Here is a 16248-nt window from a genome sequence, read left to right on the forward strand (position 1 = left end):
AGGGGTTGCCCTACGCAAAAATAGCTCGATGCCAGGTTCTATTTTACATACTAAAAGCTCCAAGCTCATTTCACAGCTTGGGGCTTTTTGTTTATCCTAAGAATCGTCAAGTTTGAACTGTATTAGCATTAACCCTGTTTTGCCACTCTGGCAGTAGTAATTAAGAGTTTTAACTTCTAAAACTAAACTTAGATATAAGGCGATCGCCTCACAATATAAGAAAGTGCCGAAATGGCTCTTGCTAACACCCAAACTTAATTATTTTTCAGACAATTAGGCTTGTTTTATCAGCACAATGTTAAATAGAAATCACCTATGCTTGATTGAAAATTTGCTAAACTTCATTATTATTAACTATGCCCGCTTCCTTGTGTAGCTGACAGAAGTCCTACAATTTAATAGGCAGAACTTTAAAGTTGTAATTTTTCACCAAACATATCTGCAAAAAAAGTAGACTTTGTTGCTTAAGACTTTTGGATGACCATGTGTAACATATTGCCTATCCTCTATCATTACTTAGTCGTTAATAACTAGCTCTTAATACAGAAAATGTCACTTAAAATCGTTCATAGCTTTGATGGCAGTTTCACTCTTGAAGCACAAGCTCAAGAAACTCTATTCAATTTATTGACAAGCGTTGCTTTCTTGAAGCAAATTTGTGAACAGTTGGGGTGTGAGCAACTTAAATTTACAGAATTGCTTTTTCAGCCAGTTCCTTACAGCTTAACTACCACTAAAGGAATGCCAGCAGAATTTGAAAAATATTATGAATCTGATGAGTATATCATCGTCAATGTACCACCAAATTTTATGTTCAGTGCCAAGATTTTTAAACCCAGCCGCCTTTGTGCAATTTATCAAAAATTGGGTAATGAATAATTTTCAAGATAATTTTTCTCTAATCCGTAATTTTCAATTCTGAAGGCAAATAGTAAGTTTGATATTTGATGTATGGCTTCTGAAACAAATCTTTCTTCTTTGGCAACTCTGGAATACATTCCTTACATTAATGAGCGCGGCCAACTACCCGAACAATTTCAGGGTAAAATCGGTGTATATGCTATCTTTGACCAAGAAAAAGCACTTCAATTTGTAGGATACTCCCGTGATGTTTATCTTAGCCTTAAACAGCATTTAGTCCGTCAGCCACAGCAATGCTATTGGGTAAAAGTTCAAACTATTGAACGTCCTAGTCGTACAATTTTAGAAAATACTGAAAATGCTTGGATTGCTGAAAATGGCAGTGTACCTTGGGGTAATGGGGATCAAAAGGAAAAATGGACTCATCCCATTGATGTCAAAGTTGTAATGACACCTGAAGAACAAGCGAATTATCAAAATCCAGCTAATGATGAATTAGCACAAATAAAAGTTCTTAAAAATGTGGCACGGAGAGTAGAAGCAGAAATTTCAACGCAATTGTTAGAAGTGCGTGGTTTGCAAATGCAAATTCGCTTCAATCCTAAATTGAAGGAAGAAGGTTTACTAGATTTGAAATGAAGGTAGTTTTGGGGAAAACTATCTTATGAATACCGCTTGTAATCTCCCATGACAATACAGCTGCTGAACGATCGCTATCAAGTTATCCGCACACTAGGCGCTGGTGGGTTTGGTGAAACCTATCTAGCTGAAGATACTTATATGCCTTCAAAGCGTCCTTGTGTGGTTAAACAGCTAAGACCGATTCATAACAATCCCCAAATTTACCAGTTAGTGCAAGAGAGATTTCAACGCGAAGCAGCTATTTTAGAAGAACTTGGTGGGGCAAATGACCAAATTCCGGCATTATATGCCTACTTCTCTTCAAGTGGACAATTTTACTTAGTTCAAGAATGGGTTGAAGGCGATACTTTAACTGGAAAAGTCCAGAAGCAGGGGCTATTTAGTGAAGGCGCTGTCCAGGAATTATTTATAAATATATTACCTGTCCTGGATTACGTTCACTCTAAGCGTATCGTTCACCGCGATATTAAACCGGATAACATCATAGTACGTCATCGGGATGCTAAACCAGTGCTGATTGATTTTGGTGCTGTGCGAGAGTCAATGGGAACAGTAGTAAATTCTCAAGGCAATCCTACCAGTTCGATTGTGATTGGTACACCTGGCTATATGCCGAGCGAACAAGCCGCAGGTAGACCAGTTTATTCTAGCGATTTATACAGTTTAGGAATGACGGTAATTTATTTGCTGACTGGTAAACAGGCGCAACAACTAGAAACTGATTCTCAAACGGGTGAAATTGTCTGGCGGCAATATGCCAGTCATGTTAGCCCAATTATAGCAAGAGTAATCGATCGAGCAATCGCTTATCATCCACGCGATCGCTACCCCACAGCCAGAGCAATGCTGGATTCTTTGCAGAGCATAGCAAATCCAATTCCACCGACGCAACCCCTCTTGACTCAACCAACTGTAGTCTCTGCACCGCCACCTCAGACAGCACCTGTCAAACCACAGCCTAGCTCTCAAAGTAGCAATAGTCAGAATAATATTCTCATGGGCAGTTTGATTGCAGGTGGGTTAATTGGTGCATCTGTGATTATTAGTCAAGTGTTACCAAAATCTTCTCAATCTACAGCAGACAAAACAGTATTACCTTCAGAAACACCGTCAAATGTTACAAGCCCCGTGGTAGAAACTCCTACATTTACACCAACTACCCCATCTGTTCCAACTCAATCACCTTCCTCAACTACATCAATACCACCAGTTGATACTACGACTCTTAACAATTATTTCTGGCTTTCTCAAAGACTTGTAACTGATGCAGATTTGGATGGTAAAAGCGGTTTTGAACTTGATATTATACGAAATTCGATTTTTGCCAGTCATGGTCGCCGTTTTGATAATACTGAATTGCAAAATTACTTTAATAACCAACCTTGGTATCGTCCTATATATTTACCAAAGACATTTCCACCTAAATTGCTCTCAAAATTAGAGCAACAGAATGTAGAATATATCGGCAAATATCAGGCTAATACTGGGTTAAGATATTTTAAATAATTAAGTTTTTCATTATCAGGGAGTGAGGACTGAGGAGAATAACCAATACTTTTCTACAACAGGCTGTACTAACGGCAAAATCTCACAGTGAGTAGTTGGACAAAGCTGATTATAAAAACTGTAAAATTACTCAGTATAAGTGCCCTTTGCTCTTGTGTAAGTCTTTATATTAGTTTAGACTTATCAATCGATTTATTGCTACTTATTAGATAATATCTGGGTTAGCCTGTGTAGCATATCACACAAAATTATGGATATTCAATACCCTAAAATCAAAAGATATTAGGGGCTAATCCTAGCGAAATGTATGCAGGGTCAGAACAAAACTGTGTTTGTGTGCCATAAACTACATCTCTAGATACTAGTCAGTTTCCGAACCAGGCATTTATATTTAATATATAAGATTGCTATTTTCAAGATTAGAAATCCATAAGTTAAAGAAATGCCATTTTTATATTTTCTTTGTTATTTTGTATTTAACGGGACAGTTCTTCATGATTTGGTGGGCTTAAATAACAATTAGTTAGACTATTTCTCTTCCCAAAGATGCATGTAAATTGTTTGCATTATGCTTACTTTGCTTCTTAATCTCCAAGCGCAGTGCAAATTGACTAAACATATTACATGGTGATATTCTCAATCGGCAAATAGTTCATATTCACAAGGAAAACCTTGCCCACAACTATGCTTAAAACACAGAATCGGCGTATTTTTCTGCCTGCTTTTATTAAACCTTTAGAAGAAAAGAATCAAACAAGTAGTAAAAAGCAATTTGCTCAACCGAAATTAGATTTACTGCAACCATTACGTCAATGGCTCGACAAAATTGAGATTCAAAATCGGAAATTAGCTAAATTTATTGCTAAACTAATTCCTGCCCAGTGTCCATTCGAGCGTGATATCATGCTTTTTGGTCGCAAAATAGGCCATATTCCGCCAATGTGCAAGCTGAATCCACTTTATAACGAACTTGTCTACTTGCGTTTTCGCGCTTTGTGTTATCTAGTAGATAAGTGTGGAGAGGATATTCAATCTTACTGCTGAATATAACTATATAAAACACAATATAGAAATTAAAATTGAGCATCAACCCAGACAAGAGTATCTTAATGAATTGGGTGTATTTAAATGGGAAATTTGGAAAAAGGAAGTTTCAAAATTCCCTTAAACTTATGATTCTCAAGAAACTTACTACTTTTTGGAAGGTGACGTACTTGTTAGTCCTGATGGCGGAGAACCAGTGCAAATGGGTAAGAGCGATTTAGTGATTTTTACCGCTGGGATGTCCTGTACATGGGAAATTACAAGGGACGTAAAGAAGCATTATTACTTTGGATAGTCAAAAATCAAAATCGATCGACTTTTTTTCTTGATTATCCAGAAAAGCAACATTTCACAAATCAATTTTGATTTATATTCTGGGAAGGTTCGTAGCGAGTATCGTAGGATAAAATGGCAGAATCGGTAAATTGTTTATATCTATCTCTGTCAAAACTCGTTGCGACTCCATTCCCTAAACAATAGACCTCTTGCAAAAGTCCTAGATGCGTGAGACAAGTAAGTTAGAGTTAGGTAGCATCTATGACCTACGAACAAGTAAAGAGCCTGAAGCCAGAAGACTTTAAACGCTTGTGTGGTGTACGTCCGGAGACTTTCAAGCAGATGTTAGAGGCTGTGCGATCGCAATAGAAATAGCTCGTCTCATTCTCTCCAAATTTGGCAGTAAACAAAGATCCCCGACAACTTTTGCGAAGTCGGGGATCTTGTGCGATCGCCAGCAGAGAAAATCCAGAGAGTTCATAATCGTATTAGTGGGACTTTAGTTACCAGAAGATGCTGTTTAGCAGCAAAAGGTTTCATTCCGCCGCAATTTATATTGAGGAAAATTATTAACAATGTTACTGCATTTAAGTACTTGGCAAGAAATCGAAGCTTATTTACAGCAGTCAAAGGGAATTATTTTCCCTATTGGTTCCACAGAACAACACGGGCCAACAGGGTTAATTGGTACTGATGCTATTTGTGCAGAAGCGATCGCAGCCGGTGTGGGTGATGCAACCCAAGCGATCGTTGGCCCTACAATCAATGTGGGGATGGCACTGCACCATACTGCTTTTCCTGGGTCAATCAGTCTGCGTCCCAGCACTTTAATTCAAGTAGTGCGAGATTATGTAACTTGTTTAGCCAAAGCTGGTTTTAGCAAATTCTACTTTATTAACGGACACGGCGGTAATATTGCCACCCTCAAAGCTGCTTTCTCAGAAACTTATGCTCATTTAGAAGATTTGCAGATTGCCAATGCTCAACAGGTGCAATGTCAAGTGGCAAACTGGTTTATGTGCGGTTCTGTATATAAGTTAGCTAAAGAATTATATGGGGATCAAGAAGGTTCTCATGCAACGCCAAGTGAAGTAGCCCTCACCCAGTACGTTTATCCAGAAGCGATTAAGCAAGCACTCCTTTCACCAGAAGTTGCAAGCGGACATAGGATTTATAGCGCTGCTGATTTTCGAGTGCGTTATCCAGATGGACGCATGGGATCAAATCCGGCTTTAGCAACGCCAGAACATGGTAAGCAATTTTATGACTTGGCCGTGAAAGAACTTAGCAATGGATATTTGGAATTTGTGAACGCAGAATAAAATTTATGAAAAGACATTGTAGAGATGCGAGTAAAATCGTGTCTCTGCATAAAATATCTTGCGAAAGGTTATCTAGAATCCTTGTAGAGATGCCTTAACGTGGTACGGCGAAGCTCAGTCCAATTTCGTGTCTTTACCTTCTTCTAGTTCAAAAGAATAAAAAAGGCTGTAAATATATCTTAGCTATTAATAATTGGTTCCACTGCAATAGAAACATCTGGGAATGCAAGCGCTTGAATTATTTCCCCAGTCAATGTCAGTTTTGTCACATACTCTCCATCTAAGATTTCTCGATACACCACCAAGTGTAACTTTTTTAGATTGACAACCCAATATTCTAAGATACCTGCTTCTGCATAGATTTTGCTTTTTGTCTCTAAATCCTTTTCTAAACTAGAGTTAACGTACTCAATCAACCAGAAAATATTTTCTGGATAGGGATGATGCTGTCGATACTCGCGTCCTAAAGGTTGGACAATAGCAATATCTGGTTCGGGTTCCGAGTTGTTGGGTAGAGTAATTGGTTTAGCATGACGAATTTTGGCACGTTCAGCTAATAACTTTGCTAAATAGTCACCAGCTTCACCACTACTATAAGCGTGAGGTTCTCCTTCTGCAAAGATTTCGACAATTTCTCCTTTGAGTAGTTCGACTTTGCGATCGCTCAAAATGCCAGCGTCAATCATGCGGTGATATTCGTCATCGTCCACTTAGCAACTATCACATTCATGACGATTGATTCCTCCCAATGATTCTTTATATTCTCCCATTTTAAAGGCACTTCAGGTCTGATTAAGAATCAGTAGATTGATTGAAGATACAGACGGTATTTCCTTAAGAATACTAATAAATTACTTATAGCCAAGATTCCTTGACCAGAATAACTGTGTACCATGTTGACAAAGCGGTACAAGGGTATCATCATCCTAGAGTGTTTAGAAGGATTAAAGAAAGTACCACCTATTCTTGCTAAAGCGATCGCACTTCATCTTCAAGAGAAATTAGAGCTATGCCCAAAAGCGATAGGAACCCTTTAGTTCACGGCTCTAATCTTGAACAAAAGGAGAATCACTGCACAAAATACAGAGATGTTGATAGTAAAAAATATCTCAGTGAGATTAGAACTGAGTACAGCAAAGTTTTAAGTAGCTTCTGTTGAGAAAATAAAAACCTCTGCTGCTTGAGTCGGCCAAACAAATAGATTTTGCTTTGCAATATCCAAATCAATAGCAAAGGCTTCTATTTGTTTTATAGAGTTATCTTGACTTTTGTATTTGAGCAACGTAGTAGATTGACCAATTTCTAAACTTGGTTCAATGATGCGTATTTGCAGTGGCGGGTTAATTTGAATTGGTTCCCAGATTCCAGTTGCTTGATCAATTTCTATTCCAGTAAGATGATGCTTGGTAACAAATTTATTATCTAAATGATTCCACCATTCAGAAATTATCTGAGCTTCTTTAGTATATTTTTGTGTATTATTACAGTACCAACGAATAGCATTAGAACTAGATTTAATTGCTTCTTTAACTTTGTCTTCCCAATTCTCATCATTTAAGTCTATGCTGATCATTTGCCCTTCAGATTTTGAGCGATCAATATACACATGAAAAGCTGCAACATCTTCTCGGTGAGTGAGAACATAGTGACGTAGTTCATTGAGATTCATCGCTTCATACTTAGCTACTGTCATGGTTCATACCCTCCGGTTGGTTTAATCTCAAAGTCCAGATTTTCGCCAGCAAGTACGTATAAGTTTCCAGTACGTTCATCTATCCTAACAAGTTCGATGTTTGTATATGGCCATCCAGGGTAAATGACATTAGTAAGTCGATAACAAAGCCTGTAGAGTCCCTGAGTTTGTTCGTTTGTGGGCTTCATATCCACTTTACTTGATTTACCCACCGATTATATCGGTAAATGATATCTGAAATTACCTATAAAAGGCGATCGCTGTTTTGGAAAAAACTTTTTGGTTTACCGACTATAGAACTTAACCAAATTCAATACAATACTAAAAACTGGGAGAAGCCGAAATACGATAAAGATTTTCGTGAAAAGTTAGGTTTACCGTCAGAAGATACAGAAAATGTGGCTAGGTAACGCTGTTAATTAATTAACTAGAGGACTATTATCTCGACATCAAGGAAAGGGCAGAAGCAACACGCGAAAGTGTGAGCGCACTTCCAGCAGAAAAAGCACTGATGGAAATACAGAATATTTTCGCCAAGTTTTGTACCAAAAATTAATTTTACGTGTTCTTACGGTTAACTTTCTATTAGTACGTAAATACTATTAAGATACAGATTTTCAGCCTTTAATGCTTAGAGATATTGAATAGAAGCAGTCTTTCTAACTACATTAGCATAATACAAAAAAACTACAAAGAGTAATTGAGATTCACATGAAATTTGTTCATCATGATCTAGGGCAGCGCAAAAGTGGCGAAATAGTTGAAGTCACCCTTTCAGGGAATGCCGTTAATGTACTTCTAATGGACAGTTCAAATTTCCAAAGTTACAGAAATGGTCGAGAGTATAACTACTTTGGAGGTCTAGCGACGAAATCACCAGTTCGCCTGCAAATCCCTCGTTCAGGCAATTGGCATATTGCTGTAGACATGAGAGGTCTGCGTGGGAGTGTTAGTTCCTCTGCCCGTTTACTTCCCAGCCCGTTACCGACAATTAAAGAAGCTCCGCTTTCTTCAGTTCCTAGTTTGGTACAGCCTGACTTCCTAGCAGATGTAACTGAGTATACACGTCAGTACGATGTTTTTATCTCTCATGCTTCAGAGGATAAAGAAGGGATCGTAAGGCCCTTGGCAAGCGCACTAAAAAATGAGGGATTGAGGGTTTGGGATGACGAGTTTGAATTAAAAATTGGGGACAGTCTCCGGCGGAAAATTGATCGTGGTTTAGCAAACAGCCGTATAGGACTTGTCGTTCTCTCACAATCATTCATTAGTAAAGGCTGGACAAACTATGAGTTAGATGGAATTGTTACACGAACAATAACTGGAGAACAAATCTTGCTTCCTATCTGGCATAAGATTTCAAAACAGGAAGTAATCGAGTTTAGTCCTTCACTTGCTGATAAAGTCGCCAGGAGTACAGCAACACACACGATTGAGGAAATTGCGAGTGAGATTGCGGAACTAATTAGAAGTGTTAGCAAAGCGACATAACAATGCTACTAGATCCGGATTTGAAGCACTTAATGAATATTTAGTGAATAAAAAACGGTAGAGCAATAAATACTCTACCGTTTTCTAATTTTTTATTTGAGACTTAAATCCCAAACCTTAAATCTTACTCAACACCTTGGGGTAACAATTCCCGACGCTGTTGAGAACTAACTTGCACAACGCCATTTTCATCCACATCAACAAGGGCTGTATCGCCATCCTTGATACGACCAGACAGAATTTCTTCTGCTAGGCTATCTTCTAACAGGCGCATAATTGCCCGACGTAATGGCCTCGCGCCGTAGCTGGGACTGTAACCTTCTTGAATCAAACGATCCTTGAAGCGGTCTGTGACCTCTAAGGTGATACCCTTTTCAGTCAGACGACCAAATACTTCCTTGAGCATAATTTCGGCGATTTGGGTGACTTCAGGCTTGCTCAACTGACGGAAGACGATAATTTCATCGAGTCGGTTGAGGAACTCTGGACGGAAGTACTGCTTCAATTCTTCGTTCACCAAAGAGCGAATCCGGTTGTAAGTTGACTCGCTAGCATCTTCGGAGAATTCAAAGCCGATACCGCTACCGCCTTTTTCAATTACCTTAGAACCAATATTGGAAGTTAAAATCAGCAAGGTGTTCTTGAAGTCCACCGTGCGACCTTTGGCATCAGTTAACCGACCGTCTTCCAAAATTTGCAGCAGCATATTGAAGACATCGGGGTGTGCTTTTTCGATTTCGTCGAACAACACCACGGTGTAAGGACGCCGCCGCACGGCTTCGGTCAGCTGACCACCTTCGTTATAACCAACATAACCTGGAGGGGAACCAATCAGCTTGCTGACGGTGTGACGCTCCATGTATTCGGACATATCTAAGCGGATCATCGCTTCTTCGGAACCGAAGAAGTAAGCAGCCAAGGACTTCGCCAACTCGGTTTTACCTACACCAGTAGGCCCAGAGAAGACAAAGCTAGCTATGGGTCGGTTGGGATTCTTCAAACCAACACGAGCGCGACGAATTGCGCGTGAAACTGCCCTCACAGCTTCATCCTGACCAATTAAACGCTGATGCAAGGTGTCTTCCATGTGCAGCAGCTTTTCAGATTCAGATTCGGTGAGTTTGTTCACCGGTACCCCAGTCCAGGAAGCGACAATGTGGGCAATGTCTTCTTCTGTAACTACAGGTTCTTCATGTTCAGAGCCAGTTGCATTGGTCTTGCTTTGAGCGATCGCCCGGATTTCGGCTTTGATTTCCATTTCGCGATCGCGCAATTCCCCAGCTTTGTCGAAGTCTTGGGAGCGCACCGCGTCATCTTTTTCTTTTAATATTTGACGCAGTTCTTTGTCTAACTCTTTGGCTGCGGGTGGCAGCTGGGAGTTAATCAAGCGCACTCTAGAACCAGCTTCATCAACCAAGTCGATGGCTTTATCTGGGAGGTAGCGATCGCTAATGTAACGATCTGATAACTTCGCCGCCGCTACCAATGCTTCGTCGGAGATTTTCAGTTTATGGTGTTGCTCGTAGCGTTCGCGCAGACCATATAAAATTTCAATTGTTTCATCAACTGTAGGTTCGCCAACCATCACTGGTTGGAAACGTCGCTCTAACGCTGCATCTCGCTCGATGTGCTTCCGGTATTCATCTAGGGTTGTAGCGCCGATGCACTGCAACTCACCCCTGGCCAAAGCTGGCTTGAGGATATTCGCTGCGTCGATAGCACCTTCTGCTGCACCCGCACCAATTAAGGTATGTACCTCATCAATCACGAGAATGACATTACCCGCCGAGCGGATTTCATCCATGATTTTTTTCAAGCGTTCTTCAAATTCACCCCGATACTTGGTTCCTGCTACGAGTAAACCAATATCCAGCGTGACAACGCGTTTATCTTCGAGGATGTCAGGGACATCTTTGGTGGCAATGCGTGAAGCTAAACCTTCAGCGATTGCTGTTTTACCAACCCCTGGTTCCCCAATCAGCACTGGGTTATTTTTGGTTCGGCGACCCAATATTTGAATCACCCGCTCAATTTCCTTGGCGCGTCCCACCACTGGATCGAGCTTATTGTCAATCGCCATCTGGGTCAGGTTTGAACCAAATTCATCCAGAGTCGGGGTTTTTGTGCGCCCGGATGAACCGCCTGGTGAAACTTCGGCAGTTTCTCCCAACATGCGGATGACTTGGGTTCTTACCTTAGATAGATCCACACCGAGGTTTTCTAGCACTCTGGCTGCGACGCCTTCCCCTTCGCGGATTAGGCCCAACAGCAGATGCTCGGTGCCAATGTAGTTATGCCCCAGTTGGCGTGCTTCTTCCAAGGAGAGTTCTAAAACTCGCTTCGCCCGTGGCGTAAATGGAATTTCCACGGCAACAAAGCCCGATCCCCGTCCTATAATTTTTTCAACTTCAATTCGGGCATCTTTGAGATTGACGCCCATTGATTTCAGCACCTTGGCAGCCACTCCAGTGCCTTCGCCAATCAGACCCAGGAGGATCTGCTCGGTTCCGACAAAGTTGTGACCTAAACGGCGGGCCTCTTCTTGGGCCAGCATGATTACCTTAATGGCTTTTTCTGTGAAGCGCTCAAACATGGCTTTATCCCATCATCTGCGGTCGTGCCGGTATGCTGATTTTAGCACAGGCAAAGCTTTTGGATGCCTGTATAACAGATTATAGACATCCTGAACCTATGACTTGGGTTGATGGGCTAATTGTTAACTATTGACTACTCTTATCTGGCTAGTGTACTGAGGAGCTTTAGTTCACCAGCTTTTTTGGGATTTATTATAAATAGCTGACTGTTTAGATTAAGGGTTTCTTGACTCAATCCCCAAATGTTTATATTTAACATATATATTTATTAATATCAAGCAAAAATCCTTAATATATATTTTACTTATATAATATAATTTTTAGATAGAATATTTAAATAAACATTGGCGTAGCAAAGTTGCATTTTTTTGCTGAGGTCGCTCGCCAGCCCCAATAAGGGACTGACAAAAAAATACCCATACAAGATTGGATAATTTATTTGTTGGAAGTTCCTAATTCAAAATTAATAATGCCCAACTACTTAAAAAGCAAGTGCCAAGAGGATTTGTCTAGGCGATCGCTGACAATGGAATACCACTGGTCTAAAGTTGCTTGAAATTTGGGGTGTTGTAAATCTGGTAGCCAAAGGATTAAAGCGTCTTCATCGTTATCTTGGTAGTAACGCCGCCGCCGCCCCGCTGTTTTGAAGCCAAATTTTTGATATAAAGATATAGCCCCCAAGTTGGAAGCTCGCACTTCGAGGGTAGCTCGCTCCATTTTGCGATCGCAAGCTGTCTTAATAAGTGAATATAATAAAGCCTGTCCTAAACCTTGACGCTGATATTCGGGATGAACCGCCAAAATTGTAATGTGAGCTTCCTCTAAAATAGACCAAAAGCAACCCATTCCTAGCAAACTTGTGCTGGAGGAGGGGGAAAATAAACCGAGTAAATCGCTGTTGGGACTATCCAATTCTCGTTTGTAGCCCTCCAGAGTCCAAAGTCCGCCAAAACAGGCTCGATCGAGTTCTAGAATAGCACTGAGATTTTCTAATGTCAGTAATTTAATTTCTAAGTCTAATGAGATCACATTTATTGAATAACGTTACAAACCCTTTGTACACTGGGAATCGGGAGACGAACTCAAAGCCCGCAATTTGAACAAGGAAAACTTTTATAGTTATGGTATCGACTCACCCCACTGGGGTTCAACATTCTGGAAGTCAATATTTACCTCAAAGGCGTGACACCAAGGCAAATCTATCGCCTAATCAGGAACTTTTACCCTTAACTGCCAGAGTCCATAATCATGACTCCCTGGAAATTGGTGGGTGTGATATCACAACCCTAGTTGAGCAGTTTGGTTCACCTTTATATATTTTAGATGAAGAAACCCTACGTTCGGCTTGCCAGCAATACCGAGATGCTTTCAAGCAATACTACAAGGGTGAATCTCAAGTATTGTACGCCTCAAAAGCTTGGAATTGTTTAGCAGTTTGTGCGATCGCCGCCTCTGAGGGTCTGGGAATCGATGTAGTTTCTGGAGGCGAACTTTACACCGCCTTGCAAGCGGGTGTTAGTCCCCAGAAAATCTACCTCCACGGAAATAATAAATCTCGTGAAGAATTAATTCTAGCGATCAAATCTGGTGTCACCATTGTGGCGGATAACTGGTATGAATTGCATACCCTTGTCGAAATCGCCCAACCTGCTCAACCAATTCGCATCATGCTACGGCTAACTCCCGGTATCGAGTGTCATACCCACGAATATATTCGCACGGGACACTTAGATAGTAAATTTGGCTTTGATCCCAACGATTTAGATGAAGTCTTTACCTTTGTCAGTCAACAACCTACCCTGAATTGCGTAGGGGTACACGCTCATATTGGTTCCCAAATTTTTGAGCGCCAACCGCATCAAGATTTGGCCGCCGTTATGGTGCAGTGGCTGCGAGATGCCGCGAAGTATGGGTTAAAGATTACAGAGTTAAATGTTGGTGGCGGTTTAGGGATTAAGTATATAGAATCAGATGATCCCCCTAGCATTGAAGAGTGGGTGAAGGCGATTTGTGAAGTAATCCAAGAAGCTTGTGCAGCCGAAAATCTGCCTTTGCCAAAATTACTGTGTGAACCGGGGCGATCGTTAATTGCCACAGCTTGCGTTACTGCTTATACTATTGGTTCATCCAAAGTCATCCCAGAAATTCGTACCTACGTGGCAATTGATGGCGGAATGTCTGACAATCCCCGCCCGATTACTTACCAATCAGTTTATCGGGCAGTCGTTGCCAATAAAATGTCTTCTCCCCTAACCCAAACAGTCACAATTGCTGGTAAACATTGTGAATCAGGAGATATTCTGATTAAAAATGCTCTACTTCCAAAGACTGAACCAGGGGATATTCTCGTAGTTATGGGAACTGGTGCGTACAATTACAGTATGGCATCTAACTACAACCGCTTGCCTCGACCGGCAGCAGTCGTAGTGGCGAATGGCGAAGCAAATTTAATTTTGCAACGTGAAACCTATGAAGATTTAATTCGACAAGATCGCCTACCAGAAAGACTAAAGAAATAGTCATTTGTCCCCGAAGTTCTGATCGCCGCAAACCGTTGCTCAGACTTCTCTGTTGGTCATTGGTCATTAGCCAGAAACTAATAACTAATGACTAATGACTAATGACTAACTGTAAATTAGAGGCAAAAGTTTAATCCAGATGTCATGAGAGATTGGTGGAAGCAATGGCTGACAAACCTGGGGTGGTCACAGTCCTTGCTACTTGGGACTCTGGATATTGTGTTAGTGCTGGCGCTGACGTACATGATACTAGTTATTATTAGTGAGCGCCGGACACTATGGATGGTGCGGGGATTCATTATCTTAATGCTAGCTTCAGCACTAAGTGGCAGATTCGGACTACCTCTGCTAAGTTTTGTACTAGAAAAATTGGTGATTGGTTGTGCTGTGGCGATGGCAGTTGCTTTACAGTCTGAATTTCGGCGGTTTTTGGAGCAATTGGGGCGTGGCGAATTCCGCCAGCTGTTTCAACCCGACCGTCTGGCAATCCCCAAATCTGATAGTGTAATTGATGAAATTGTTGAGGCTGTTAAAGAATTGTCAAAAAACCGCATTGGAGCTTTACTAATTGTGGAAACCACAGGGCCAATTGATGAGCGAGATTTTTCTGTGCCAGGAGTAAAGCTAAATGCGGAAGTTTCTAAAGAACTAATCCAGACAATTTTTCAACCGAAAACTTTGTTACACGATGGAGCGACATTGATTCGTGGCTCACGGATCGTGTCATCAGGTATAATTTTACCACTTTCGGGACGCACAGCCTCGCGCCAGTTGGGAACACGCCACCGGGCAGCAATGGGAATTACTGAGCGGGTCGAAAATTGTATTTGTGTTGTTGTCTCTGAAGAAACGGGTTCTATTTCCTTAGCGGAACGGGGAACCCTAAATAGACCGCTGACGATTAGGAAACTGAAAGAGTCATTAGAGGCTGTTTTGTCTCCATCCGTAGATAGGGAAGCAGTTGCTCCTGGTCTGTTGAGTTTTGTTCGTCGGATAGGTGGGAAGACACTAGCACTGGTTTCACGTTTACTCAGATTACCATCGACCGCTTCTCGAGATAAAAAATGACAGTACAACAAACTAAACTGCAAGATTTACCTACTGATTTAAAACGAGAATTATTGCCGCAGCATGTTGCGGTGATTATGGATGGTAATGGTCGATGGGCTAAACGTCAGGGTCTACCGCGAATTATGGGTCATAAGCGAGGAGTAGATGCTCTCAAGGATTTACTTCGCTGTTGTCAGGATTGGGGAATTCAGGCACTGACAGCTTATGCTTTTTCAACGGAGAATTGGAAAAGACCGCAGGAAGAAGTAGATTTTTTGATGACTCTATTTCAAAGAGTTTTGCGCCAAGAACTGCGGGAAATGGTCGAAGAGAATGTTCAAATTAAGTTTGTAGGGAATTTACAAGACCTACCGCGATCGCTCCAACAAGAAATTTACCGTTCAATGGAAGAAACTAAGGATAATCGCGGTATCCGGTTTTCAGTAGCAACTAATTATGGCGGACGCCAAGAGATTTTACAAGCTTGTCAAGCGATCGCAAAACTTGTGCAGCAAGGTATGCTACAACCCGATGAAATTAATGAACACGTCTTTGAAAGCCACTTATACACAGCCGGAATTACTGACCCAGATTTGTTAATTCGTACAAGCGGAGAAATGCGTCTCTCAAATTTTCTTCTCTGGCAAATGGCTTATGGAGAAATTTATATTAGCGATACTCTCTGGCCCGATTTTGACCGGGCTGAGTTTCACCGCGCCTTGTGTGCCTATCAGCAACGGGAGCGGCGGTTTGGGAAAGTGTAAAATAGTGCTGAGTAATGAGTAAGAAGTGATTCAGTAAGGAAGAAGAAAAAAGATGTTCTTTTCTGTTAATTCTTCTACTCAAGACTTACAACTGGGCACTCAGTTTTGGGAATACCCACCCTAGAAGATAGGCGATCGCACTTAAACGATGAGCGATGCCTGCGGCGGTAAACTACGCATTTTGGTAAAATAAAGGGATTCAGTATTTGTTAGATGTCATTATGCCAGAGGTTGCACGGTTCTATGGAATTGTGATTAAAGTGTTCTTTGGCGATCACCCTCCACCTCATTTTCATGCAATCTATGGCGAGTACAATGCGTTAGTCAGCATTGAATCACTTGAAATCATTGAAGGAGATTTGCCAAATCGGGCACAAAAGCTAGTCCTAGAGTGGGCAACTTTATACCAGCAAGATATGTTGCAAATGTGGAATACCCAGGAGTTTCGTAAACTACCTCCTTTGAAGTAAATTTAGGTTAGGAGCA

16 protein-coding genes and 2 pseudogenes are annotated in these 16248 nt (G+C 41.1%); 13 read left to right on the forward strand and 5 right to left on the reverse strand.

What is annotated here, in order from left to right:
* Positions 1 to 549 precede the first annotated feature (549 nt).
* The 6 genes and pseudogenes from ACFE93_RS08350 to ACFE93_RS08375 all read left to right on the forward strand — a co-directional run bounded on the left by ACFE93_RS08350 (position 550) and on the right by ACFE93_RS08375 (position 5651).
* Positions 550 to 879: a hypothetical protein gene (locus ACFE93_RS08350; RefSeq protein WP_375472869.1), complete on the forward strand. Its 330-nt coding sequence runs from the start codon at positions 550 to 552 to the stop codon at positions 877 to 879.
* A gap of 72 nt (positions 880 to 951) precedes the next feature.
* On the forward strand, positions 952 to 1500 hold the full coding sequence (locus ACFE93_RS08355) for a GIY-YIG nuclease family protein (protein WP_375472870.1): 549 nt from the start codon (positions 952 to 954) through the stop codon (positions 1498 to 1500).
* Between the two features lie 48 nt (positions 1501 to 1548).
* A complete protein-coding gene (locus ACFE93_RS08360; protein ID WP_375472871.1) occupies positions 1549 to 3009 on the forward strand; it encodes a YARHG domain-containing protein in 1461 nt (486 codons plus the stop codon).
* A gap of 684 nt (positions 3010 to 3693) precedes the next feature.
* The gene (locus tag ACFE93_RS08365) at positions 3694 to 4053 is read left to right on the forward strand and encodes a Mo-dependent nitrogenase C-terminal domain-containing protein (protein WP_375472872.1); all 360 of its coding nucleotides are present in this window, start codon (positions 3694 to 3696) and stop codon (positions 4051 to 4053) included.
* Between the two features lie 22 nt (positions 4054 to 4075).
* Positions 4076 to 4348: pseudogene (locus tag ACFE93_RS08370) on the forward strand (cupin domain-containing protein).
* A gap of 556 nt (positions 4349 to 4904) precedes the next feature.
* Positions 4905 to 5651 carry a creatininase family protein gene (locus ACFE93_RS08375; protein ID WP_375472873.1) on the forward strand — a complete coding sequence of 249 codons (747 nt, stop codon included), beginning with the start codon at positions 4905 to 4907 and terminating at the stop codon, positions 5649 to 5651.
* Between the two features lie 179 nt (positions 5652 to 5830).
* Here the strand turns inward: ACFE93_RS08375 and ACFE93_RS08380 are convergent.
* Positions 5831 to 6381 (reverse strand): annotated as a pseudogene (locus tag ACFE93_RS08380) (Uma2 family endonuclease).
* Positions 6382 to 6544: 163 nt separating this feature from the next.
* Here ACFE93_RS08380 and ACFE93_RS08385 point away from each other — a divergent pair.
* The gene (locus tag ACFE93_RS08385; protein ID WP_375472874.1) at positions 6545 to 6688 is read left to right on the forward strand and encodes a hypothetical protein; all 144 of its coding nucleotides are present in this window, start codon (positions 6545 to 6547) and stop codon (positions 6686 to 6688) included.
* Between the two features lie 104 nt (positions 6689 to 6792).
* Here ACFE93_RS08385 and ACFE93_RS08390 read toward each other — a convergent pair whose 3' ends face one another.
* The gene (locus ACFE93_RS08390; protein WP_375472875.1) at positions 6793 to 7344 is read right to left on the reverse strand and encodes a DUF6887 family protein; all 552 of its coding nucleotides are present in this window, start codon (positions 7342 to 7344) and stop codon (positions 6793 to 6795) included.
* Positions 7341 to 7532, reverse strand: a complete 192-nt coding sequence (locus ACFE93_RS08395; RefSeq protein ID WP_375472876.1) for a DUF6888 family protein — start codon at positions 7530 to 7532, stop codon at positions 7341 to 7343. Before ACFE93_RS08395 ends, ACFE93_RS08390 begins: the two co-directional genes overlap by 4 nt.
* A gap of 39 nt (positions 7533 to 7571) precedes the next feature.
* Here ACFE93_RS08395 and ACFE93_RS08400 point away from each other — a divergent pair, with 39 nt between their 5' ends.
* Positions 7572 to 7754, forward strand: coding sequence for a hypothetical protein (locus tag ACFE93_RS08400; protein WP_375472877.1), 183 nt, complete (start codon positions 7572 to 7574; stop codon positions 7752 to 7754).
* Between the two features lie 301 nt (positions 7755 to 8055).
* Positions 8056 to 8835 (forward strand): DUF1883 domain-containing protein, encoded by a 780-nt coding sequence (locus tag ACFE93_RS08405; RefSeq protein ID WP_375472878.1) that lies wholly within the window; start codon positions 8056 to 8058, stop codon positions 8833 to 8835.
* A gap of 124 nt (positions 8836 to 8959) precedes the next feature.
* On the opposite strand, the gene ACFE93_RS08410 is transcribed toward ACFE93_RS08405, so the two are convergent.
* Both ACFE93_RS08410 and rimI read right to left on the reverse strand, forming a co-directional pair.
* Positions 8960 to 11428, reverse strand: coding sequence for an ATP-dependent Clp protease ATP-binding subunit (locus tag ACFE93_RS08410; RefSeq protein WP_375472879.1), 2469 nt, complete (start codon positions 11426 to 11428; stop codon positions 8960 to 8962).
* Positions 11429 to 11906: 478 nt separating this feature from the next.
* A complete protein-coding gene (gene rimI, locus ACFE93_RS08415; protein WP_375472880.1) occupies positions 11907 to 12458 on the reverse strand; it encodes a ribosomal protein S18-alanine N-acetyltransferase in 552 nt (183 codons plus the stop codon).
* A gap of 92 nt (positions 12459 to 12550) precedes the next feature.
* On the opposite strand from rimI, the gene lysA reads away from it, so the two are divergent.
* From lysA to ACFE93_RS08435, 4 genes are all read left to right on the forward strand, one after another.
* The gene (gene lysA / locus ACFE93_RS08420) at positions 12551 to 13948 is read left to right on the forward strand and encodes a diaminopimelate decarboxylase (protein ID WP_375472881.1); all 1398 of its coding nucleotides are present in this window, start codon (positions 12551 to 12553) and stop codon (positions 13946 to 13948) included.
* Positions 13949 to 14092: 144 nt separating this feature from the next.
* The gene (cdaA, locus tag ACFE93_RS08425; protein ID WP_292868005.1) at positions 14093 to 15016 is read left to right on the forward strand and encodes a diadenylate cyclase CdaA; all 924 of its coding nucleotides are present in this window, start codon (positions 14093 to 14095) and stop codon (positions 15014 to 15016) included.
* Positions 15013 to 15762 carry an isoprenyl transferase gene (locus tag ACFE93_RS08430; protein ID WP_375472882.1) on the forward strand — a complete coding sequence of 250 codons (750 nt, stop codon included), beginning with the start codon at positions 15013 to 15015 and terminating at the stop codon, positions 15760 to 15762. Before cdaA ends, ACFE93_RS08430 begins: the two co-directional genes overlap by 4 nt.
* 221 nt (positions 15763 to 15983) lie before the next feature.
* Complete coding sequence (locus ACFE93_RS08435; protein ID WP_375472883.1) at positions 15984 to 16232, forward strand: DUF4160 domain-containing protein; 249 nt, start codon at positions 15984 to 15986, stop codon at positions 16230 to 16232.
* The last annotated feature ends 16 nt before the right edge of the window (positions 16233 to 16248 follow it).

Origin of the sequence: uncultured Nostoc sp. (genome assembly GCF_964247315.1) — a bacterium.
Lineage (GTDB): Bacteria > Cyanobacteriota > Cyanobacteriia > Cyanobacteriales > Nostocaceae > Nostoc.